At 61.0% G+C, this 21,737-nt stretch carries 21 protein-coding genes and 1 tRNA gene; 9 read left to right on the top strand and 13 right to left on the bottom strand.

Annotated elements, in window-relative coordinates; translation table 11 throughout:
- Positions 1 to 21: 21 nt before the first annotated feature.
- The 4 genes from ACR0KW_RS12435 (at position 22) to ACR0KW_RS12420 (ending at position 4,308) form a co-directional block, all read left to right on the top strand.
- Positions 22 to 855: an ABC transporter ATP-binding protein gene (locus ACR0KW_RS12435; protein WP_480805267.1), complete on the top strand. Its 834-nt coding sequence runs from the start codon at positions 22 to 24 to the stop codon at positions 853 to 855.
- Positions 856 to 874: 19 nt separating this feature from the next.
- Positions 875 to 2,095, top strand: a complete 1,221-nt coding sequence (locus tag ACR0KW_RS12430; protein ID WP_480805266.1) for a phenylacetate--CoA ligase family protein — start codon at positions 875 to 877, stop codon at positions 2,093 to 2,095.
- A gap of 121 nt (positions 2,096 to 2,216) precedes the next feature.
- Positions 2,217 to 3,881 (top strand): ABC transporter permease, encoded by a 1,665-nt coding sequence (locus ACR0KW_RS12425; RefSeq protein ID WP_170326185.1) that lies wholly within the window; start codon positions 2,217 to 2,219, stop codon positions 3,879 to 3,881.
- A 76-nt stretch (positions 3,882 to 3,957) separates the two neighbouring features.
- Entirely contained in the window at positions 3,958 to 4,308 is a 351-nt protein-coding gene (locus tag ACR0KW_RS12420) for a DUF2794 domain-containing protein (protein ID WP_480805265.1), read from the top strand.
- On the opposite strand, the gene ACR0KW_RS12415 is transcribed toward ACR0KW_RS12420, so the two are convergent.
- The 3 genes from ACR0KW_RS12415 to ACR0KW_RS12405 all read right to left on the bottom strand — a co-directional run bounded on the left by ACR0KW_RS12415 (position 4,305) and on the right by ACR0KW_RS12405 (position 6,874).
- Positions 4,305 to 5,042: a C40 family peptidase gene (locus ACR0KW_RS12415; RefSeq protein WP_480805264.1), complete on the bottom strand. Its 738-nt coding sequence runs from the start codon at positions 5,040 to 5,042 to the stop codon at positions 4,305 to 4,307. The two genes, ACR0KW_RS12420 and ACR0KW_RS12415, sit on opposite strands and share 4 nt — an antisense overlap.
- Positions 5,039 to 6,421, bottom strand: a complete 1,383-nt coding sequence (locus tag ACR0KW_RS12410; RefSeq protein WP_480805263.1) for a leucyl aminopeptidase family protein — start codon at positions 6,419 to 6,421, stop codon at positions 5,039 to 5,041. The genes ACR0KW_RS12415 and ACR0KW_RS12410 overlap by 4 nt, the downstream gene beginning before the upstream one ends.
- A gap of 63 nt (positions 6,422 to 6,484) precedes the next feature.
- Entirely contained in the window at positions 6,485 to 6,874 is a 390-nt protein-coding gene (locus ACR0KW_RS12405) for a hypothetical protein (RefSeq protein WP_170326189.1), read from the bottom strand.
- Positions 6,875 to 7,018: 144 nt separating this feature from the next.
- Between ACR0KW_RS12405 and ACR0KW_RS12400 the strand changes: the two genes are divergently transcribed.
- Positions 7,019 to 7,669: a carbonic anhydrase gene (locus ACR0KW_RS12400; RefSeq protein WP_170326190.1), complete on the top strand. Its 651-nt coding sequence runs from the start codon at positions 7,019 to 7,021 to the stop codon at positions 7,667 to 7,669.
- A gap of 225 nt (positions 7,670 to 7,894) precedes the next feature.
- On the opposite strand, the gene ACR0KW_RS12395 is transcribed toward ACR0KW_RS12400, so the two are convergent.
- From ACR0KW_RS12395 to ACR0KW_RS12380, 4 genes are all read right to left on the bottom strand, one after another.
- Complete coding sequence (locus ACR0KW_RS12395; protein ID WP_480805262.1) at positions 7,895 to 8,317, bottom strand: hypothetical protein; 423 nt, start codon at positions 8,315 to 8,317, stop codon at positions 7,895 to 7,897.
- A gap of 181 nt (positions 8,318 to 8,498) precedes the next feature.
- Positions 8,499 to 9,521 (bottom strand): aspartate-semialdehyde dehydrogenase, encoded by a 1,023-nt coding sequence (locus ACR0KW_RS12390; RefSeq protein WP_480805261.1) that lies wholly within the window; start codon positions 9,519 to 9,521, stop codon positions 8,499 to 8,501.
- Between the two features lie 111 nt (positions 9,522 to 9,632).
- On the bottom strand, positions 9,633 to 10,667 hold the full coding sequence (locus tag ACR0KW_RS12385; RefSeq protein ID WP_480805260.1) for a glycosyltransferase family 4 protein: 1,035 nt from the start codon (positions 10,665 to 10,667) through the stop codon (positions 9,633 to 9,635).
- Positions 10,668 to 10,690: 23 nt separating this feature from the next.
- Positions 10,691 to 11,863, bottom strand: a complete 1,173-nt coding sequence (locus ACR0KW_RS12380) for an MFS transporter (RefSeq protein ID WP_480805259.1) — start codon at positions 11,861 to 11,863, stop codon at positions 10,691 to 10,693.
- Between the two features lie 142 nt (positions 11,864 to 12,005).
- Here ACR0KW_RS12380 and ACR0KW_RS12375 point away from each other — a divergent pair, with 142 nt between their 5' ends.
- Positions 12,006 to 13,148 carry a DUF3095 domain-containing protein gene (locus ACR0KW_RS12375; RefSeq protein WP_480805258.1) on the top strand — a complete coding sequence of 381 codons (1,143 nt, stop codon included), beginning with the start codon at positions 12,006 to 12,008 and terminating at the stop codon, positions 13,146 to 13,148.
- A gap of 4 nt (positions 13,149 to 13,152) precedes the next feature.
- On the opposite strand, the gene ACR0KW_RS12370 is transcribed toward ACR0KW_RS12375, so the two are convergent.
- Together ACR0KW_RS12370 and ACR0KW_RS12365 are read right to left on the bottom strand one after the other, a co-directional pair.
- Positions 13,153 to 13,923 carry an aldolase/citrate lyase family protein gene (locus tag ACR0KW_RS12370; protein WP_480805257.1) on the bottom strand — a complete coding sequence of 257 codons (771 nt, stop codon included), beginning with the start codon at positions 13,921 to 13,923 and terminating at the stop codon, positions 13,153 to 13,155.
- Positions 13,924 to 13,933: 10 nt separating this feature from the next.
- A complete protein-coding gene (locus tag ACR0KW_RS12365; RefSeq protein WP_480805256.1) occupies positions 13,934 to 15,346 on the bottom strand; it encodes a pyridoxal phosphate-dependent decarboxylase family protein in 1,413 nt (470 codons plus the stop codon).
- Between the two features lie 235 nt (positions 15,347 to 15,581).
- Here ACR0KW_RS12365 and hpaR point away from each other — a divergent pair, with 235 nt between their 5' ends.
- Together hpaR and ACR0KW_RS12355 are read left to right on the top strand one after the other, a co-directional pair.
- Positions 15,582 to 16,016, top strand: coding sequence for a homoprotocatechuate degradation operon regulator HpaR (gene hpaR / locus ACR0KW_RS12360; RefSeq protein WP_480805255.1), 435 nt, complete (start codon positions 15,582 to 15,584; stop codon positions 16,014 to 16,016).
- Positions 16,017 to 16,538: 522 nt separating this feature from the next.
- Positions 16,539 to 17,237 (top strand): fumarylacetoacetate hydrolase family protein, encoded by a 699-nt coding sequence (locus ACR0KW_RS12355; protein ID WP_480805254.1) that lies wholly within the window; start codon positions 16,539 to 16,541, stop codon positions 17,235 to 17,237.
- A 3-nt stretch (positions 17,238 to 17,240) separates the two neighbouring features.
- On the opposite strand, the gene ACR0KW_RS12350 is transcribed toward ACR0KW_RS12355, so the two are convergent.
- Both ACR0KW_RS12350 and ACR0KW_RS12345 read right to left on the bottom strand, forming a co-directional pair.
- Positions 17,241 to 18,449, bottom strand: a complete 1,209-nt coding sequence (locus tag ACR0KW_RS12350; protein ID WP_480805253.1) for a winged helix-turn-helix domain-containing protein — start codon at positions 18,447 to 18,449, stop codon at positions 17,241 to 17,243.
- 4 nt (positions 18,450 to 18,453) lie between these two features.
- The gene (locus tag ACR0KW_RS12345) at positions 18,454 to 19,479 is read right to left on the bottom strand and encodes a LacI family DNA-binding transcriptional regulator (protein WP_480805252.1); all 1,026 of its coding nucleotides are present in this window, start codon (positions 19,477 to 19,479) and stop codon (positions 18,454 to 18,456) included.
- Positions 19,480 to 19,594: 115 nt separating this feature from the next.
- Between ACR0KW_RS12345 and ACR0KW_RS12340 the strand changes: the two genes are divergently transcribed.
- Positions 19,595 to 19,671, top strand: a tRNA-Arg gene (locus tag ACR0KW_RS12340).
- Between the two features lie 3 nt (positions 19,672 to 19,674).
- On the opposite strand, the gene ACR0KW_RS12335 is transcribed toward ACR0KW_RS12340, so the two are convergent.
- Entirely contained in the window at positions 19,675 to 20,691 is a 1,017-nt protein-coding gene (locus ACR0KW_RS12335) for an endonuclease/exonuclease/phosphatase family protein (protein ID WP_480805251.1), read from the bottom strand.
- Positions 20,688 to 21,734, bottom strand: coding sequence for an ABC transporter ATP-binding protein (locus ACR0KW_RS12330; protein ID WP_480805250.1), 1,047 nt, complete (start codon positions 21,732 to 21,734; stop codon positions 20,688 to 20,690). The genes ACR0KW_RS12335 and ACR0KW_RS12330 overlap by 4 nt, the downstream gene beginning before the upstream one ends.
- Between the last annotated feature and the right edge of the window lie 3 nt (positions 21,735 to 21,737).

Below are 21,737 nucleotides of genomic sequence, written 5' to 3'. Positions count from 1 at the left end.
TCGCACGAAGGACACGCGCAGATGCTGGATGCGGCTCAAACCACCGAAGTACAGGCGGAAACCCTGCTTGAGGTGAACAATATCGAGGTGATCTACAACCACGTCATTCTGGTTCTGAAGGGTGTCAGCCTGACCGTGCCCAAAGGGGGCATTACCGCTCTGCTCGGCGGCAATGGCGCGGGCAAGACAACAACGCTCAAGGCCATATCGAACCTGCTGCAATCGGAGCGCGGCGAGGTCACCAAGGGCTCGATCACCTATCGTGGGTCCAATGTTCACGAAAGCGACCCGGCCGATCTGGTGGAAAAGGGCGTCATCCAGGTGATGGAAGGCCGCCATTGTTTCGAACACCTGACGGTCGAGGAAAACCTGCTGACCGGTGCTTATACGCGCAAGGATGGGAAGGCAGCGATCCAGCAGGATCTTGATCTGGTCTATACATATTTCCCCCGCCTCAAGGAACGCCGCCGGTCACAGGCAGGCTATACCTCGGGTGGTGAGCAGCAGATGGTGGCGATGGGCCGGGCGCTGATGTCGCGTCCCGAGACGATCCTGCTGGACGAGCCCTCGATGGGTCTGGCACCGCAGCTGGTCGAAGAGATTTTTGGCATCGTGAAGGATCTGAACGAAAAAGAAGGCGTGTCCTTCCTGCTGGCTGAACAGAACACCAACGTGGCGCTGCGGTTTGCCCATTACGGTTACATTCTGGAATCGGGTCGCGTGGTGATGGATGGCCCGGCGGCCGATCTGCGCGAGAACCCGGACGTAAAGGAATTCTATCTGGGCATGTCGGATGAGGGGCGCAAAAGCTTCCGCGACGTGCGCTCGTATCGCCGCCGCAAGAGGTGGCTGTAAGCGGATGGAGGATATGGTCATGACGAACTATTACGATGCGCTCGAGACCCGTTCAGCCGACCAGCGTGCCTCCGATCAGGCGCAGGCCCTGCGCGTTCAGCTTCAGCGGGCGCTGTCCGCGCCGGGGTTCGAGGCGCATCTGGCCGGCGCCGACACCGATGGCGTCGCCTCGGTCGCCGACCTGGTGAAACTGCCGGTTTTACGCAAGTCCGACCTAGCGCAGGCACAGGCGTCGCGGCCACCGTTCGGCGGCTTTACCGTCAAACCAGCGCGGCATTTCCACCATGTATTCCAATCCCCTGGCCCGATTTACGAACCCGGCAGCACCGATCCGGACTGGTGGCGCATGGGGCGGTTCCTTCACGCAGCGGGCGTGGGTCCGGGTGACATTGTCCATAATTGTTTCGGCTATCACCTGACCCCAGCGGGCATGATCTTTGAAAGCGGTGCGCGGGCGGTGGGGGCCGCCGTTCTACCTGCTGGCACCGGCCAGACAGAGCTGCAGGTGACCGCGGCACGCGACGTGGGCTGCACCGCTTATGCGGGGACCCCGGATTATCTGAAGGTCATTCTGGACAAGGCGGATGAGATGGGTGTGGCGCTGGGCTTCAGCGCAGCCGTTGTAGGCGGTGGCGCGCTGTTTCCGTCCTTGCGTCAGGAATATGCCGACCGCGGTATTTCCTGCCTGCAATGCTATGCCACTGCCGATCTGGGCAATATCGCCTATGAAAGCCCCGCGATGGAGGGGATGATCATTGACGAACATATCATCGTCGAGATCGTTACCCCCGGCACCGGAACGCCCGTGGCCGAGGGTGAAGTGGGTGAGGTCGTGGTGACCTCGCTGAACCCTGACTATCCGCTGATCCGGTTTGCCACAGGCGATCTCTCGGCGATCATGCCGGGGCAATCCCCCTGTGGACGCACAAATCTGCGGATCAAGGGCTGGATGGGCCGCGCCGATCAGACCACCAAGATCAAGGGCATGTTCGTGCGCCCCGAGCAGGTGGCTGCGCTGGTCGACAAGCACGAAGAGATCGTCAAGGCCCGCGTCATCGCCGCCCGTCAGGGCGAGATGGACACCATGACCGTTCAGATCGAAAGCCCCCGCAGCGACGACGTGGCCTATGCCAAATCGGTGGTCGAGGTGCTGAAACTGAAAGGTGCGATCGAGGTCGTTGCCCCCGGATCGCTGCCCAAGGACGGTTTGGTGATCGAGGATCAGCGCGTCTATGAATGACCGTGAAAATCAAATCTGCGGCAGTATGTGCCGCAGATTTGTTTCGTCGCCCACTGGTGTTTCTTAGCGTTTTGGTCAATTAAAGGCGGAACCTGCGCCTTACCCTGTCAAAACCGGAAACATGGCCGAAATCGAATTTTCAGAACACGGAACGCGCCGTCAGGGCGTGTTTGGCACCCGGCTGGTTGGCACGGTGGCCTGTCTGGTGGCAGCCGCGTGCCTGTTGCCGATGGTGGCTGTTGTTCTGGCGGCGGTGACGGGCGGGACGGACACGATCTCGCACCTGCTGGAAACGGTTCTGCCGCGCTATGCGCTGACGACGGTGATTCTGGTGGTTCTGGTGGCAGCGGGGACCTTTTCCATCGGGGTAGGCGCGGCGTGGCTGGTGACGATGTCCCGCTTTCCCGGCGTGCGTTTTCTGGAAATCGCTCTGGTCCTGCCTCTGGCCTTCCCGGCCTATGTTTTAGCTTATGCCTATACGTTCATTCTGGACCATCCCGGCATCGTTCAGACCACCCTGCGCGATGTGACCGGCTGGGGCCCGCGCGATTATTGGTTCCCCGAGATCCGCTCGACCGAGGGTGCGGCGGTGATGCTAATCCTCGTGCTTTACCCCTATGTCTATCTGTTGGCGCGGGCCGCGTTCCTGCAGCAAAGCGCGACGGCCTTTCTGGCCGCCCGCGCGCTGGGTAAAAGCCCTTGGCTGGCCTTCTGGCACGTGTCGCTGCCGATGGCGCGACCGGCCATTGCGGGCGGTGTCCTGTTGGCGATCATGGAAACCATCGCGGATTTCGGCACGGTCGCATATTTCGGCGTACAGACCTTTGCCACCGGTATCTACACCAGCTGGTTTTCGATCGGAGACCGCGCCGCCGCTGCGCAGCTTGCCCTGTGCCTGCTGGGCTTTGCGCTGGTCATGGCGATGGCTGAGCGGATACAGCGTGGCAAGGCGAAGTACTATCAGGCGGGTAAAAGCCACGCGTCCTTGCCCTCGGCGCAGTTGAAAGGCTGGCAATCCGTGGCGGCCTTTACGCTGTGCGCTGTACCGGTGTTTCTGGGCTTTTTGCTGCCGGTCTTCATCCTGATCCAGATGGGCCTGCAGTCGGAACAGAACCTGCTGTCGCGGCGCTATATCGGGTTCATCCAGAATTCACTAACGCTGGCAGGCACGGCGGCGGTCGTCACGGTGTTTGCGGCAATCTGCGTGGGGTTCTTTCAGCGCCTGCGGCCGGGCCGGAAATCGGCCACTGCGGGCTATCTGGCGCGCCTGGGCTATGCGGTACCGGGTGGTGTGATAGCGGTGGGGCTGATGGTGCCGTTTGCCAGCTTTGACAACGCGCTTGATGCGTGGATGCGGCAGACCTTCGATATCTCGACCGGGCTTCTGGTGACGGGGTCAATCTGGTTGCTGATCGCCGCCTATATGGTGCGCTTTCTGGCCGCCGCGCTCAGCGCTTATGAAGGCGGGCAGAGCACCGTTCACGCCAATATGGACGCGGCTGCACGATCCTTGGGCCAGACACCGCTGGGCACGCTGCGCCGGGTGCATCTGCCGATCCTGACACCATCGCTGCTGACGGCGCTGCTGATCGTATTTGTCGACGTGATGAAAGAGCTTCCCGCCACCCTGATCATGCGCCCGTTCAACTTTGATACGCTGGCGGTGCAGGCCTATCGGCTGGCCTCGGATGAGCGGCTCGAAGGGGCGGCTGTGCCCTCTCTGGTCATCCTTGCGGTGGGGCTGTTGCCGGTGATCCTGATCTGCCGTCAGGTCGGGCGGCGCTAGGTCACGATCGACCAAAAAACCACACCTTATCGTGCTCGGGCTTGATTCAAACGCATTTTCCGGCAAGGCTGAGGGTATGAACATGCAGCCTCCCAGCCGGTTTTCTGCTAACTCGGCACAGATGCCCGTCGCGTTCGACCGGCGCGAGATGTCCCATATCCTGTCCGTCTATGGCCGGATGGTCGCTGCCGGGGAAATGCGCGATTACGGTATTTCCAACCTGCGGGACATGGCGGTGTTCTCCATCTTTCGACGCACGGCCGAGCATCCGATCTACCGCGTCGAAAAACACCCCCGCCTGCGGCAAAGGCAGGGGATGTATTCGGTGGTCGGCATGGATGGCCGGATTCTGAAACGTGGCCACGACCTGCGCACCGTGCTGCGGGTGCTGGAGCGCAAGCTGATCCGCTCGGTCGACCTTGATTAGAGCCTTTTGTGGGATGTGACGGGCCCGTCGCCCTGATCCAGAATGCGCGCGATTGCCTGATCCATCGGCTCGAATGTCACATCCATGTGAAAGGCGTTGGCGTGCAGAAGCATATTGTCGTCATAAACCCACGCGACATGGCCTTTCCAGAACAGCAGATCGCCATGTTTCGGGTCCGTGTCTGCGGGCAGGGTCTGACCTAGTTCCCGCTCCTGATCGCCGCTGTCGCCGGGACAGGGGATTCCGCAAGCCAATAGCCCGGCCTGCACCAGACCCGAGCAATCCAGCCCAAACCGGCTGTTGCCGCCCCACAGATAGGGCGTGCCCAAAAACAGCTCGGCCACGGCGACCGGATCGGTCAGATGGGTGGCGTTCAGCTTGGCGTGGACAGCGGGGATGAAGCCCAGTTCGGTTTCCAGAAACCGGCCTTGCTCCGACAGGACCTGAACCTTGCTGCCGAAACTCAGCGAGACCTGGTCGGGGCTTTTCATATCCGGCTCTGCATAGGCATGGGTCGCTGGGGCGGTGATCCAGTGGGTGTCCTCGACCCAAGCGCCTAGTTGATCCGAGGCGACCCAACCGGTGTAGCCATCCTTGTCTGCGGTCACGTGACTCCAGCCACCTTGGGTTTCCGTTACGGTGACCGTGTCACCGAACAACAACTGCCGGTCCCGAGGGCCATCAGGGCGGCGCAGCAAGTTGACCACGGGGTTTATGATGCGTTGTTTGGTCATAAGCTCAGAATCTCGGGCAGGGCAGTCAGCAGGGCGCGCGGGCCTTGGCCGAGACCGCCCTTGCTGCGGCCCGGCGCTTTGCTGGCTTGCCAGGAATAGATGTCGAAATGCATGTAGCGGCTTTCGCCCACAAACCGGCGCAGGAACAGTGCGGCGGTGATTGATCCCGCAAACCCGCCCGAAGGCGCATTGTCCAGATCAGCGATACCGGGTTCGATCATCGCCTCATAGGGTTCGTGGAACGGCATCCGCCAGACCGGGTCGGCGGCCTGTTTTGCGGCCCGCGCCAGCGCATCGGCGGCATTGTCGTCATCGGTGTAGAAAGGTGCCAGATCGCTGCCAACGGCCACCCGCGCCGCGCCGGTCAGCGTGGCCATCGAGATCACCAGATCCGGATTGCCCTCATCCGCCAGCGTCAGCGCATCGGCCAGAACCAGCCGCCCCTCGGCATCAGTATTGTTGATTTCGACCGTCAGACCCTTGCGCGAGGTCAGGATATCACCCGGGCGGAACGCGCTACCGGAGACCGAGTTCTCAACCGCCGGGATCAGCACACGCAGCTGTAACGGCAGTTTCAGCGCCATGATCATCCGCGCCAGTCCCAGAACATTGGCAGATCCGCCCATGTCTTTCTTCATAAGCGCCATCGAGTTGCCGGGTTTCAGGTTCAGCCCCCCGGTGTCGAAACACACGCCTTTGCCGACCAGCGTCAGCTTGGGGCCGGAACTGCCCCAATTCATCTCGATCAGGCGCGGTTCCTGTGCCGCGGCGCGGCCAACGGCGTGGATCATCGGAAAGTTCTGTTCCAACAGGGCCTGCCCCGTGATCACGTCGCAGGAGGCACCGAATTCCTGCGCCAATGCCTCGGCGGCGGATTGCAGCTGGGCCGGACCCATATCTGCGGTGGGCGTATTGACCAGATCGCGGGTCAGGGCCTCGGCCTGTGCCAAAACCTCGATCCGAGCGGCGTCGATCCCTTCGGGGGCAATCAGACGGGCATTGGCCCCGGATTGCACGGCATAGCGATCAAACGCATAACCGGTCAGCAGCCAGCCCAGACATTCGGTGTCCAGCGCGTCTGCGGGCAGGCCCGACGCGATGTGATAGGTGCCTTTGGGCAGGGATTCGGCGGCGGCGGTCAGCGGAAACCGTTTGCGTGCGCGGCTTGCGGCCTTGCCATATCCGGCCAATGCGAAGTCCGGCGTACCATCGGAACCCGGGATCAGGGCGACTTGCCCAATTGCGCCGGTAAAGCCGTTGGCCTGCACCCAGTTCGACACGTGATCCGGCTGATTGGCCAGCCAATCGTCCAGATCGGGTTGCGCGATGACATGCAGCGGCAGCGAAGGGTCAGAGGGTGAAGCAAAGGACAGGGTCATGGAAATCTCGACTGGTTCGGTTTGCGCCCAGCCTATCCGCCCACAGCCCGTCCGCAAGCCCCGTCAGACGGAAAGATCCTGCTGATCCCAGATCACGGTCAGCGATTTCTCTCCGACCCGGATCAGCCGCGACAGGGTGGCGCCGGTGGCCACCGCATCGCCCGTATCCACGGTCTGCGCCACATCCCCTGCCACCCGCGCCAGCGCGACCATACCGATCTGATCCGCGATCGCCACCAGTGACCGCGCGCATTTACGCAGCCCCGCCCAGTCGCGCTGCCGCCAGAAGCGTTCGCAGTTTGACAGGCGTACGGCCAGTTCCTCGACCGTGCGGCACAGCACATCCAGCGCGTTCTTATCGCCCAGTTGCCGGTACAGACCGCTCAGTTGCTCCAGGTCCAGCCGGACGGTTTCCTTATGTTCAAGCGTGAGTATCTTATCCACCACATTCACCCCAATTCATTACGCCCCCACGGCATAATCCGACTTTGATGGCGAATTCCTTTGCAAAACCTTGCATCCGCACAGGATAATTGCTCGAATTTTCCGCGAATTCAGGGTAGAGCAGCCCACAGCAACTCGAAGATGGACAGAAGAATGGACTTAGCGAAACCTCTGCCGGGCTATTTGGTCAAACGGTACCACGGCTGGAAAGCCACCACTTATTCCGAAAATCAAGTCTGGTACCGCCGTCTGGCGACCGAAGGGCAGCGCCCGCGTGCGATGGTGATTTCCTGTTGCGACAGCCGTGTGCACGTGACGTCGATGTTCGGGGCGGATCAGGGCGATTTCTTCATCCATCGCAATATCGCCAATCTGGTGCCTCCTTTCGCGCCTGACGGGGATCACCACGGCACCAGTGCGGCGATCGAATATGCCGTGACCGCGTTGAAGGTGGCGCATCTGATCGTTCTGGGCCATTCGCAATGCGGTGGAGTTCAGGGCTGTATCGACATGTGCAAAGGCCAGGCCCCGCAGCTGGAGGCCAAAGATAGCTTTGTCGGGCGCTGGATGGATATTCTGAAGCCAAAATACGAGCTGGTGGCCGATATCGAAGACAGCGTCGATCAGGCGCGGCAGTTCGAACGGCAGGCGGTTGTCGCCTCGCTCGAGAACCTGATGACCTTCCCGTTTGTGTCCTCGGCGGTGCAGGACGGCTCGCTCAGCCTGCATGGGCTGTGGACTGATATCGGCGAGGGCGGGCTGCAATGCTATGATCCGCAGGAAAAGAAATTCGTGGTCGTCTGACCCGTCGGAATAGTCCGTGGATTTGACAGGCGCGGGATCAGGCCTCTGATTCCGCGCTATTTTTTTGACAAAATCTTCTTTTTCGAGCTCGGATCGGGGTCTCGTACCTGTTGCCCGGGCAGGCCGCAGTATCATCATCGACACCCCTCCAAGCGTCATCTTTTCCTACGTAAACTCGGTGCAGAAGGCCGAGAAAAACCCACTCTTGCCAGAGAGCAATCCCGCTCAACGGAAATCAATGGGGCCTGACCGAAAGTCAATCTGGCTGGAATAGGACCCAACAGGCAGCGCATTTCTGCAATATCCGGGAAGCTCAAGCTTGTAGACGGCCCATCTGCGCAACAGCACGTGGCGTTTCGAAACACATGTCCATTTTCCGGGAGCAACGATCAAAAGCCGGTCCGAGGTCCGAATAGGATAGTGGCGGTCCCCGAGATCGACAACCACCAGCCTTTTGCTTGCATCCGCGCCGGGCACTTGGACCACGTTGATCACGTCAACTTTGCGGTACTCGACCGCCAGAACCAACCCTTCGAGCAGAAGGACCAGAATCAGGAACAGCGCCACGATGGCCGAACCTTCAGCGACTCGAATCAAAGTCAGTTTGGCGCTTTCTTTTTTGGCCAAGAGTTTCAAATTGCCGAACACTATGAATTTCCACAACTAAGTCCGACCAGAAGGCCGGAGCAATCTGGCAAAACTATGGTGCAAAAATTATGGATGGCCGGGTGACGCAAATTCACACTATTAGGTCTGCGAGATACAACTGGCTGAAACAAAAAACCCCGCTGGCGGTGCAGCGGGGTTTCGCTTTGAGCGTCAGTGGAACTCAGCCCTTTTTCAATACCTCACGGCCCAGCAGTTCGGCGATTTGTACGGCGTTCAGGGCTGCACCTTTGCGCAGGTTGTCGGACACGCACCACAGGTTGATGCCGTTTTCAACCGTCGAGTCCTGACGGATACGGCTGATGAACGTGGCGAAATCGCCCGCGCATTCGACCGGCGAGACGTAGCCACCGGCCTCGCGCTTGTCGATCACCATGATGCCCGGTGCCTCGCGCAGGATGTCGCGGGCTTCGTCTTCGTCCAGGAATTCCTCGAATTCGATGTTCACGGCCTCGGAATGGCCAACGAAAACCGGTACGCGGACACAGGTGGCTGTGACCTTGATCGACGGATCGACGATCTTTTTGGTCTCGACAACCATCTTCCACTCTTCCTTGGTCGAGCCGTCTTCCATGAAGACGTCGATCTGCGGAATGACGTTGAAGGCGATCTGTTTCTGGAACTTCTTCGGTTCAACTTCGGTGGTGGGGTTGTAGATGGCTTTGGTCTGATCCCACAGCTCATCCATCCCCTCTTTACCGGCACCCGAAACCGACTGATAGGTCGACACGACAACGCGCTTGATGCGCGCACGGTCATGCAGCGGTTTCAGCGCGACAACCATCTGCGCGGTCGAGCAATTGGGGTTGGCGATGATGTTCTTGTTCTTATAGTCGTGGATCGCCTCGGGGTTACATTCCGGCACGATCAGCGGAATGTCCGGGTCATAGCGATAGAGCGACGAGTTATCGATCACCACGCAGCCAGCCGCAGCCGCCTTGGGGGCATAGGTCTTGGTCGCGTCCGAGCCGATGGCGAACAGGGCCATGTCCCAGCCGGTGAAGTCGAAAGTGTCGATGTCTTGGGTAGTCAGTGTCTTGTCGCCAAAGCTTACTTCGGTACCCAGCGAACGACGGCTTGCCAGTGCAGCAAGTTCATCGACCGGGAACTGGCGTTCCGCCAGGATGTTCAGCATTTCGCGGCCCACGTTACCCGTGGCGCCGGCGACAACGACGCGATAGCCCATTTCATGTCTCCAAAGTTAAGGACGCGCGTTCATAGCTGCGTTGCGGCAAAGAAAAAAGGGTTTTCGGGGTTTATTTGCCGCAATGACGCCGATTTTACGCTGCAAATGGCGTCAGGCGTCGTTCAGAAGCTTCTCGTAGAGCGCCACAAGGGTTCTGGCCTCGCCGTTGATGTCGAAATTCTGTTCGACATGCGCGCGGGCGGCGACGCCAGATTTCGTCAGGGAATCGCGGTTCGCGAGCATTTCGGCGGCAGCATCAGCCAGGGCGGGGATATCACCGGGTTCCACCACGCGACCCAACGACGGGTCGGTGACGATCTCGGAAAACGCGCCGACATCGGTGGCCACAACCGGCACGCTGCAGGCCATTGCCTCCAACGGAGTAAGCCCGAACCCCTCCCACCGTTGCGGGGCGATGAACAGGTCCAGTACCTGGTACCATTCAGCGATCTGATCGACGGTGACCTCGGGTTTGAACAGGATACGGTCGGACAGGCCCGCCTTGGCGACCTTGTCCTTCAGCTCGGCCAGAAAAGTGGTGTGTTTCTCGGTGGCGCGGCCCATGACGATGCCGTGCACGTCGTCAAAGCGGCCACACAGGTCTATCATCGCATCAACGAAGGCGTCGGTGCCTTTCTGGTGGCGAATGCGGCCATAGCAGCCCAGCAGCAGGCCATCGGGCAGGCCCAGTCGGGCACGCACCGCCGCTTTGTTTTCGGGCGGAGTGAAATCCTGCAGGTTGATGCCATGCATGATCACCTGCGCGTCCCGTTCCAGATACCCGGCGGTTTTGCGAGAGGTGGCGACCACCGCGTCCATCTTCTCAATCAGCCACTTGGTGTAACCGGTATGCGCCCGCTGCGAGGCGCTGGTGAACAGCAGTTTCAGCCTCAGCCGCAGGACGTTGCGCAGGAACAGGCCCAGCAGCATCTCGGTGTTGCGGCGGGCATGCCAGACGCGCAGGGTTTTGCGTGACAGAAACGGCAGGCGGCCCAGCGGGATATGCGGGATGTCTGCGGGCAGGCCCGGCCCCGTCGCGGCGATGTCGATCCATTGTACCTGCAGCGGCACCAGCCGGGCAATCGTTGCGGTCACGCCCGAAAGCCGGCGTTTCAGATTGGGGGCAATGACGCGCGGGTCGGACATGGGCTCTCCTGACGGTTCCAGCGTCAGTCGACGCTGTCGCGGCTGAATAGATAGATCACGCAACCAATGGCAAGCGTGACCGCGAAAAAGCCGAATATCGCTGTGTAGGGCGCGGTTGGGCTGATGTCCACCGTGGCCGCATGGATGCGCCCAGTGACGAATTGCGCAATGCCAACGCCGCCAATGCCAAAAAGGTTCAGCAACGTCATGCCACGCCCCACCAGATGCGGGGCTACAAAGGCGCGGCCATGGGCCATGATGACCGGAAAGCTGGCCCCCATGAAGCCGATCACCGCCATCAGCACCACAGACAGCCAGACTGCGCTGTCGATCCACAGGCACAGCAGAACCAGCGCCACTGTGCCCAGCGCGTTGCCGCTGAAGATCACCCATTTCCGCGTGCCCAGCATCCGGTCAAGCGGACCATAAGCAAAGGTTCCCGCAATCATCGCCGCCCCCATGATCAGGGTCGCGGTGCCGATCTGAGTGGTGCTGAGGGCGAAGATATCGCTCAGATACGGCCCGGCCCACAGCCCGCGAGTGGCCGCCGCTGGCGCATAGGCGACCAGCATCAGCGGCAGGATCGCCCAAAGCGCGGGTTCCTTCAGCAAGTCCAGCACAGATCCCCGGTGCTCGGTCCCAACCCGTTTCGGATCGTGCACGGTGATCCAGATGCCCAGCGCAATGGCACCCGAGAACAGCGCCAGCACCCACATCGTCGCGCGCCACCCCATCAGCTCGACCGCCAGCGCGGTGGGGTAGGAGGCCACGAGATTGCCCACCGAACCCACGCCCAGCATCACCGCGGCCAGCGTCGCAAACCGTGCGGGCGGGTATTCCCGCGCAAAAATGTAGTAAGACGCCATCAGCACCGGAGAGCACCCGACCCCGATCAACCCCATCGCGATGGCAATGTGAAACGGCGTGCTGGCCACGGCGAACAGTGTCGCACCACCCGCGCCGCCGACCAGCAACAGAACCGCTGCTGTCAGGCGCGGCCCGATCTGATCCAGTGCCCAGCCCACGGGCAACTGCATAGCCGCAAAGACCAGAAACCAAAGCCCCGAGGCAAAGGCCAGATCCTCGGGCGTGGCGCCGATATCGCGGCCCAGATCGACGCTCAGCACCGCCAGAAAGGCGCGAAAAAACTGGCTGAGCACATAGCCCAGGCACAAGACCACCAGACCTGCCTTCATGAACTGCCCCTTCCTCCCCCGGTTGTGCGGAAATGCTTGGCACGTCCCGGTGCGCCACACAAGCTTGTGTGCTATACTGTTTTCACCGGACAGCGTTCACATTCGGGCTATCTATTGCGATACCCATCACCCCGAGGTGCAGATGAAAGACGCACAGGCCGCCTTTTATGACAGCCTTCCCCGACAGCGGGACTTCACCAGCCTGGCGCAGCCAGCGCGGTTCACAGCCGTACCAAGCGATTGGGCGCTGGGCGTGGCCGATATTGCCGATTCTACCGGCGAGATTGCGCGGGGCCGCTACAAGACCGTCAATATGGTGGGCGCTGCGGTGATCTCGGCCATGATCAACGCGTTGAAAGGGCAGGAGTTTCCCTATGTCTTCGGCGGCGATGGCGCAGGCTTTGCCATCCCCGCAAGCGCCGTCGACACCGCCCGCACGGTTCTGGCCGAACTGCGGCGCTGGGCTGAGGAAGAGTTTGGGATCACATTGCGCGGTGCGTTGGTGCCGGTATCCGAAATCCGTCTGGCGGGCCGGGATTTGCGGGTGGCGCGTTATGCCCCCTCGGACGGGGTGGATTACGCCATGTTCTCGGGCGGGGGGCTGGTCTGGGCCGAAGCGCAGATGAAATCCGGCGCGTTCGAGGTGCCGCCCTCTGATCCGGGCGCGCTGCCTGATCTGACCGGCCTGTCCTGCCGTTGGTCCAACAGCAAGGCCCGCCACGGGCAGATCGTATCCTTGGTGATCCAGCCGACGCAAAAAGCAACCGAGAGCGATTTTGCCGATCTGGCGCGATCGGTTCTGACCGCTTCGGAACGGTTGGAGCGTGCAGGTCATCCGGTGCCGGAAAACGGTCCGCCGATCAGCTGGCCGCCGCCGGATGTCGAGCTGGACGCCCGTGTCTCGCGTGCAGGGCGCAACCTGCTTGGGCAGAGGATCAAGCTGTTGGGGCAAAACCTGCTGATTGCGCTGTTGTTCAAAACCGGCAAGCGGTTGGGCGAGTTCGATCCCGGTCACTACAAACACATGGTCAGCCGCAATGCTGATTTCCGCAAATTCGATGACGGGCTGAAGATGACGCTGGATTGCGACCCGGCCACGCTCAAGCAAATCAGGATCATGCTGGAACAGGCGCGCGAACAGGGCAAGGTCCGATATGGGTTGCATGCGCAGGACGAGGCGATGATGACCTGCTTTGTACCCTCGGCCATGCGGGACGACCATGTGCATTTCGTCGACGGGGCCTCGGGCGGTTACGCGCAAGCCGCCGCCGCGATGCAGGGTTAGGGCGTTATTTTGCCTTCCATTTTGCCGACAACGCCCGCGCAGATTGCGCCAGCAGCATCACATCGATCCCTACCGCCAGAAACTGGGCGCCCATGTCCAGATAGGCCTGATTGGCCTCGTCATTGGTGCCCAGTATGCCGGGCGCTTTACCCGCGGCTTTGATCCGGGTGATGGCATCGGCGATGGTGGCGCGCACCTCGGGGGCGGCGCTGTTGCCCTGAAACCCCATATCGGTAGACAGGTCCGCCGGGCCGATGAAGACGCCATCGACGCCTTCGACCTGCAGAATATCGTCCAGCGCGGCCATTCCGGCGCGGTTTTCGACCTGCACCAGCAGACAAATCTGTTCATCGGCGGTCTGAATGTAATCCGCGACTGATCCATAGCCTGTGGCCCGCGCTGCCCCGGCTCCGACCCCGCGCAGCCCTTCGGGCGGATAGCGGCAGGCCCTCACCAGCTCGCGTGCTTGCTCGGCGCTATTGACCATCGGCACAAGAATGGTTTGCGCGCCGATATCCAGCACCATCTTGATCAGCGCCGTATCGCCCACCGGCACCCGCACCACCGGATGCGAGGGGCTGGCGGCCAGAGCCATCAACTGATCCCGCAGCGAACGGATGTCATTCGGCGCGTGTTCCCCATCCACCACCAGCCAGTCGAACCCGGCGGTGCCCACGATCTCGGCCGCGACGGGCTCGGCAAAGCTGCTCCAGAAACCGATCAGGCGATCGCCGTTTGTTAGAGCCTGTTTGAACGTGTTTGTGGGCGCAGCCATTTGGGAACCTCTATGACAGGGAGCGGGCGATTTCGGTGATGACATCATAGGCCATGCGAACGTCATCCTCAGTGGTTTCGAACTGACCGGCCTGAAAGCGGATCACAAGATCGCCATCGACGCGGGTTTGGGTCAGATAGATGCGGCCATCATCATTGATCGCATTGACCAGGCGCAAGTTCAGATCGTCCAGATCGGTATGCTCTGCAGGCATGTAGCGGAAAGTCCACAGCGACCACATCGGCGGGGTGACGATCTGGAAGTCCGACTCGGCCGCCAACCGATCATGCAGGTCGGTGGACCAGTTCACATGGTTGCGCAGCCGTTTGCGTAGCCCCTCCAACCCATAGGCGCGCAGCACGAACCACAGTTTCAGCGCCCGGAACCGGCGGCCCAGAGGCACTGACCACTCGGAATAGTTGATGATCCCGTCCTTACCGTGGGTCTTGAGGTATTCCGGGCTGATCGCCAGCGTCTGCACCAGATCATCGGGGTTTTTCAGGAAATGCGCGCAGCAGTCGAATTGCACACCCAGCCATTTATGCGGGTTGAACACGATGCTGTCGGCCTGCGCGATCCCGGGCCAATAGTGACGGTATTCCGGACAGATCATCGCCGACCCGGCCCAGGCCGCGTCCACATGGGAATACAGTCCGTATTTCTGCGCGATCTTCAGGCATTCATCCACCGGATCGGTCGCCCCGGTGCCGGTCCCTCCGACACACAAAATGACGCCTGCGGGCTGCAAACCAAGGTCTAAATCTGCCTGAATCGCCGCTTCCAGCGCCGCGGGGTCCATGCCGCGCCAGTCGCCCTTGATCGGGATGCGCACCAGATTGTCCTGCCCGATCCCGGCCACCCAGATGGCGCGATCCACCGAGGTATGCACTTCGGCCGAGCAATAGACGCGCAGCGGTTTCTGCCCGAACAATCCCTGTCGATTGCCCTGCCAGTTCAACGCCTTTTCCCGCATGGTCAGCACCGCCGCCAGCGTCGCCGAGGAAGCAGAGTCCTGAATGACGCCGGCAAACCCTTCGGGCAGGTCCAGCGCCTGACGCAGCCAGTCCATCATCCGCGTCTCCATCTCGGTCGCGGCGGGCGAGGTCTGCCACAACATGCATTGCGGCGCTATGGCACTGGTCAGAAACTCGGCCAGAACCGACGGGGGCGACGTGTTCGCATTGAAATAGGCAAAGAACCGGGGGTGCTGCCAATGGGTGATACCGGGCATCACGATATCTTCGAAATCGCGAAAGATATCCTCCATCGCTTGTGCCTGTTCCGGCGGATGGGCGGGCAAGGCGTCCAGAATCTCGCCCGGTTCGGTCCGGGCACGCACCGGTTTGTCACCCACGGTCAGGTGGTAATCCTGCGCCCATTCGGATATTTTCTTACCCCAGTCAGTGAACTCGTCCCACTTCATGCCAAACCTCGGATACCTGTCAGACCCGGATTTGCCCCGGGCTGAATTTCTGCATTGTGCCAGTCATGGCTATTCAGCGCCAAAGGTCAATATTAATTGCTATGTTTACTAAATTTGAGTTGCATTGGCCGAAAGTGCGCCAATACGCAAGACTCTAACAAGGGCAACAGGTAACATTACAACGAGGAATAGTTTGGCCCGTTGCAGTATCGCGTGAATTCGGTGAAAATTCCTTATGACCAATGAAGTACCATTGACGTCACGTTCATTGCCCATTGCATTACTTCGGGCCAGAGAACGGGTCATGGGGCCCATTCGCAAGATGCTGACAGATGTCGGTGTAACCGAACAGCAATGGCGCGTGCTTCGCGTCCTGGATGAGGAAGGCCCGCAAGAGCCGACCCATATTGCGGACCGGGCGTGCCTGTTGTTGCCAAGCCTCACCCGCATTCTGCAAAAGCTCGAGGCCAAGGGGCTGATCCGCAGGGAAATTCACCCGGACGACAAGCGCAGGCAGATCGTCGATATCTCAGCCAAGGGAAAGCAGATTATCCGCGACAACATTCAGGTGACGGTCCATCTGGCCGAAGATCTGCGCACCAAGCTGGGCCCGGACCGGCACGAGGCGCTGCTGGACCTGTTGAATGAACTGCGTGATCTGGAAACGTGACCTCCCACAATCGAACCCCGCCGGAGGTAGGCATTTTCTCCGGCGGGGCGGCCAGACGTGTACTGGATTATGAGCCTGGCCCTAGGCCGGTTGCGCCGGATAGGTCCCGGCGGTCCGGCCTGCGCTTCAGAAAACGCGCCGGTCCGAAATAAACCGGCTCTCTGACGCAAAGACTTTGGGGGTAAAGTCTAAGGCCGTAGTTCTCTGAAGTATTCGCATCCGTTAACGCCGCGTGGTTCGCGGCTTTATAGGATGTCTTCACGTCCAGACGGGTGCATTTTGCCCGCCGTACCTGTGAGCGGTGGCCAGAGCGCGCCGTACCCCGAGTAACCGGCGTCGTCGCTCTGCCACCTTCCAATTTAGAACTGTTCCGGTGTTTTCCAAGACAGGGCACCCGGATTGTGAACGGGATTTGCTCAGGTTTTTGTGTTCTGCAGTGCCGGGCACGCGTAAAACCGGGCGTCTTGTCCCCTCGGATTGCGGCGCTAAGATGCGGGCTGGCTGAAACAAAAGGGGGCCGCGATGCCAGACACTGTGTTTTCTTTACCCGAGCCGATTGCGATTCCGGTTCAACGTCAGCAAGCGGCTTACCCTGTGGGGCGGATCTTCTGTGTCGGCCGCAACTATGCAGCGCATGCAGCCGAGATGGGGCACGAGGTCGATCGTGAGGCGCCGTTCTATTTCACCAAATCCGCCCCAAATGCGGTGCTGACCGGTGCAACCGTGCCGTACCCGCCGGGCACCGATAATTTTCATCATGAAATGGAGCTGGCCGTGGCCATCGGCAAACCCGTCTTTCGCGCCACCAGCGAACAGGCCTGGGATGCGGTTTACGCCTATGGCTGTGCGCTGGACATGACCCGCCGCGACCTGCAAATCCGCGAGCGCAACAAGCAGCGCCCCTGGGATTTGGGCAAGGATCTGGAGGCCGGAGCGGTGTTTGCGCCGCTGACCCCAGCGGCGGATTGGTCGCCGACGGATGACACCCGCATTCATCTGAGCGTGAATGGCGAGGTCCGTCAGGACGCAACGCTGAATGAGCTGATCTGGAAGATCGACGAGATCATCAGCCATCTGTCCGGCTATTACCATCTGCGGCCCGGAGACCTGATTCTGACCGGCACGCCCGCCGGTGTCGGTCCGGTGCAGGCCGGGGATGTGATCGAGGGCGGCATTGATGGGTTGCAGCCGATCCGACTGACGCTGACGGACGCAGAATAGACCCTATTTAGGGTCTTTCAACCAGTCTTTCGCAAACACCACATCGTCCAGCCCGGCAAAACGACGGACGCGGTCCAGTTCCGATTGCAGGCGCCGGGTGCGGGCCTCCGACCAGCGCACGGATCGTTCCGGCCACAGCGCGCTGACTTGCAGGACGCCCCGATCGCGCTGGGCTTTCATGTCGATGCGGCCAATCATCCGGTCACCCTCCAACAGAGGGAAGACGTAATACCCGTAGGTCCGCTTTGCGGCAGGGACGAAAACCTCGATCCGGTAGTGGAACCCGAACAGCCGCTCGGCGCGGTTGCGGTCGCGCAACATGGGATCAAACGGACTGAGCACCCGGATGCGCCCCGGCGGTGCGGGCAGGTCAGCCGCCGCAAGGCCGGGCCGGACCAGCAGTTTCCGCACCTGTCCGTTGGCACATGTGACTTCGATTTCTTCCAATACCCCCTGTGTTAGACCCTGTTCGCACCAGTTTTTCGCCTCGGCCACGCTGACCGTGTCCCAGAAGGCCGCCAGCTCTCCGGGCGTGGAAAAGCCCAACCGGTCCAGTGCAGCGTTGCACAGCCAGTCCACGGTTGCCTCGGCATCGCAGGTCATGTTGCCCGGGCACAGATGTGTTTCGATCACCCGCTCGGTCAGGTCATAGCGTTTCTGAAACCCGTTGCGTCCTATCACCGTCAGGGCCCCTGACCGCCACAGAAACTCCAGCGCGGTTTTGGAGGGATGCCAGTCCCACCAACCGCCGGACCCTTTCTTTTCGTCCTTGCCCACATCCGAGGATGATACCGGCCCGTGGTCGCGGATATGCTGCAGAACGGTGGCGAATTGCTGTTCGAACCCGCCCCGACGCCAGTTCTTCCAGCGGGAATTCAATAGCGCCTCGTCGCGTTGAAACCGCAGGTGCCAATGGGGATAGAACTCCATCGGAATGACGGCTGCGTCATGGGTCCAGTGCTCGAACAGCGCCCTGTCGCGCTCATAGAGGCGTTTGAGGTTCTTCCCGCGGTAGGACGGCCGCCGCGAAAACAGGATCATGTCATGGGCACGGGCCACGGTGTTGATGCTGTCCAGCTGCACAAAACCCAGCCGGTGGATCAGGTCCAGCAGATCAGCGCCCTTGGCCCCGCCCGAAGGCTGTTCGGCCAGCGCATGGCGGTCCATGAACAGGGCACGAGCCGCCTTGTTGTCCAGCCGTTGCAGCGCCACAGCGTCAGCGCCGTTTCAGCGTATCACCATAGCTGATCTTGGGGGTCAGGGTCACGCGGGTGTCGATCTCGGCCTCAGGCTCGGCCAGTTGTGCGGCGATGATCTCAGCCGCCTTGCGCCCGATCTCCAATCGGCAGGCATCCATCGTGGCTAATTTACGGGGCAGCCCTTGCAACAGCTCGACATTGTTGAACCCGGCCAGACCGATCTGCCCCGGCACATCAATTCCCTGTTCCAGCAGATACAGCAGCCCGCCGGCGCCGATCATGTCATTGGAATAATACAGGAAATCCAACTCGGGTGAGCGTTCCAGCATGGCCTGCGTCATCTCGCGGCCTTTGGCCAGGGCCGAGCCTCCGGAGTAGAACTCGCGATCCTCGATCTCGACACCGTTCTTGCCCAGGACTTCGGTGAAGCCTTCAAACCGCTTCCGCGCACGGTGGTCCAGCGGCATCTTGGTGCCCATGAAGCCGATATGCTGATATCCGGCCTTCAGGATCGCCTCGGCCATTTCACGCCCGGCGCGACGGTGCGAGATGCCGACCATCGCGTCCACGGGCTTGCCATCGGTATCCATGATCTCAACCACCGGAATTCCGGCCGAATCCAGCATGGCCCGCGCGGCCTCGGTATGTTCCAGCCCGGCGATGATCACACCCGAAGGCCGCCACGAGAGCATCTCGTACAGCACTTTTTCTTCTTTCTCGGGCAGATAATCGGTGACGCCGACCACGGGCTGCAACTCGGTATCTTCCAGCACCTGATTGATACCGGTCAGAACCTCGGGGAATACCATGTTTGACAGCGAGGGGATGATCACCGCGACCAGATTGACCCGGCTTGAGGCCAGCGCGCCTGCGATCTTGTTGGGCACATATCCCAGCTCTTTCGCAGCAGCCAGAACGCGGGTGCGGGTGGCGTCTGACACGTCGCCCCGGTTTCTCAGAACCCGGCTGACCGTCATCTCGGATACTCCCGACGCTTCCGAGACATCACGAAGGGTAAGCGGGCGTTTTGTTTCTGTTGTCACGGAGAGCACCTGCGCAGTTGTTTTGCCCGATGGTAGCGTGAACAGGATGCGTTTTACAACTGTTGTGCAAAACTCATGACAACCGAAAAAAACCGCGCTACAGAGGGCCTTGCGCGGCCCCGTGGCTCAACTGGATAGAGCAGCCCCCTCCTAAGGGGCAGGTTGCAGGTTCGAATCCTGCCGGGGTCGCCAGTTTCAGGCAGTTTCGGTCTGTGGTCGAACGGTGCTCCAGACGCAATCGTGGTCTGATAACGGGGTGCCCGAGGCGGAAATCGAGGTCAGAATTCCGCTTTCTACAGGTGCGAATCCTCGGCCAGCCAGCCAGTCCAGTTTCATTTTGCGGTCCGGGTGCGGGGTGATCAGGCTTGGCCGCGTCGTCAGCCCCGGCGGGGTGAAGGCCCAGGAATAGCCATGGCCCTCGGCCAGATCGAACAGGGTTTCCCGCCGCCAGTCGAAATCGGGCGGAAGGTGGTTGCCGGTGTTCAGGTCTCCGCCGATGAGGACCGGCAAACCGGGGGCAAAGGCATCAATCTTTTGCAGCAACAGGTCGAACTGAGCATGCCGGTGCGCCGTGTCCGCGTTGCTTTCCAAATGGGTCGAGACCACGCAGATGGGGCCGCTGGCAGTTGGGATCACGGCGGCGATGGCCATGCGGCCGCCGACGCGGGGTTGCTCGGGGTCAGCCGCACCAGCCTCGGGCGCGAACCAGTGACCGTGGTCGTCCAGACGGATCAACGCGGTGCGTTCAAATGGCACCGAGGACAGGATTGCGTTGCCGTGCCAGCCGTGTTCGTTGAAATCATCACTGCAGAAGGACCGTTCGGTCGGGCCGCCCAGATCAAGTTCGTGAAACTCCACCCCGAAGGCGTAGACCATGCCCAGGGCACGCGCCATCTCTTCGGTTGTGTGGCGCTGAGACGTGCGGGCCATACCATGATCGACCTCGGACAGCAGTACGACGTCCGGGGCGATCGGTTTCAGATGGGCGGCGGTGTCTTCGGGGAACAGGCAGCGTTCCACATTCCAGGCCGCGACGGTGAATTGCGCAGGCAGTTGGGCAGCCGTGGCCTCACCCCCCACTTGCAGCGCGTTCATGGCGGGCAGGCCGGACAACAGGCCCCGGTGCGCCTCGGACGTGCGTGGTGCGGCCAGAATTTCCTGACGCTGATCCGGAGTTACAGCGGGAAGAACTTTCAAAATTTCTGTAATCAAAGGACTTTTCCCGTTTCCACATCGAACAGCCGCAGGGCGTCCGGTTTGAGGGTGACGCGGGTTTCGCCGGTCTGGACGTCATGATCCTTGCCGACCATCACCGTAAAGGGCTGATCCGCAATCGCGCCGTGCAGCAGGCGGTGGGCGCCCAGTTCTTCCAGAATGTCGACGCGGAAGGTGACGGAACCCTGATCGTCGAGCTCGACATCTTCGGGACGTATGCCCATCGTGACGGGACCGGCATAGGCGCCGGGGGCAGGCATCAGCCCGTCATACCCGTTGATCCGGACCTGCTGATCGGCCACCTCGGCCCCGATCAGGTTCATCGGTGGTGCGCCCATGAAGGATGCGACAAAGGTCGAGGCCGGGTTGTGGTAGATCTCGGTCGGGGTGCCGATCTGTTCGATCTGGCCTGCGTTCAGAACGATGATGCGATCCGCCATCGTCATCGCCTCGACCTGATCATGGGTCACGTAGACGGCGGTGGTACCAAGGCGGCGTTGCAGGGCCTTGATCTCGATCCGCATCTGGTTGCGCAGTTTTGCGTCAAGGTTCGAAAGCGGCTCATCAAACAGGAACAACGCCGGATCGCGGACCACCGCGCGGCCCATTGCAACCCGCTGACGCTGGCCACCGGACAGCTGCGCCGGTTTGCGGTCCAGATACTCGGTCAAGTTCAGCATCTTGGCGGCGTCTTCCACCTTGGCGGCAATCTCGGACGCCGGGGTACCGCGGTTCTTCAGCCCGTAGCCGATATTCTTGCGCACCGTCATGTGCGGGTACAAAGCGTAGTTTTGGAACACCATCGCGATGTCCCGATCCGCCGGATCCACATTGTTGACCACCCGGTCGCCGATTTTCAGCGTACCTTCGGTGATATCCTCCAACCCCGCGATCATCCGCAACAGGGTGGATTTACCGCAGCCCGACGGGCCGACCAGAACGACGAACTCGCCATCCTGAATGGTGAAGCTGGTGCTTTCAACCGCCTTAAAGCCGTTGGGATAGACCTTGCGGATGCCCTCTAAAGAAACCTGAGCCATGCG

The organism is Ruegeria sp. CG11 (genome assembly GCF_056537245.1).
This window is presented reverse-complemented; position numbering and strand designations above follow the sequence as displayed.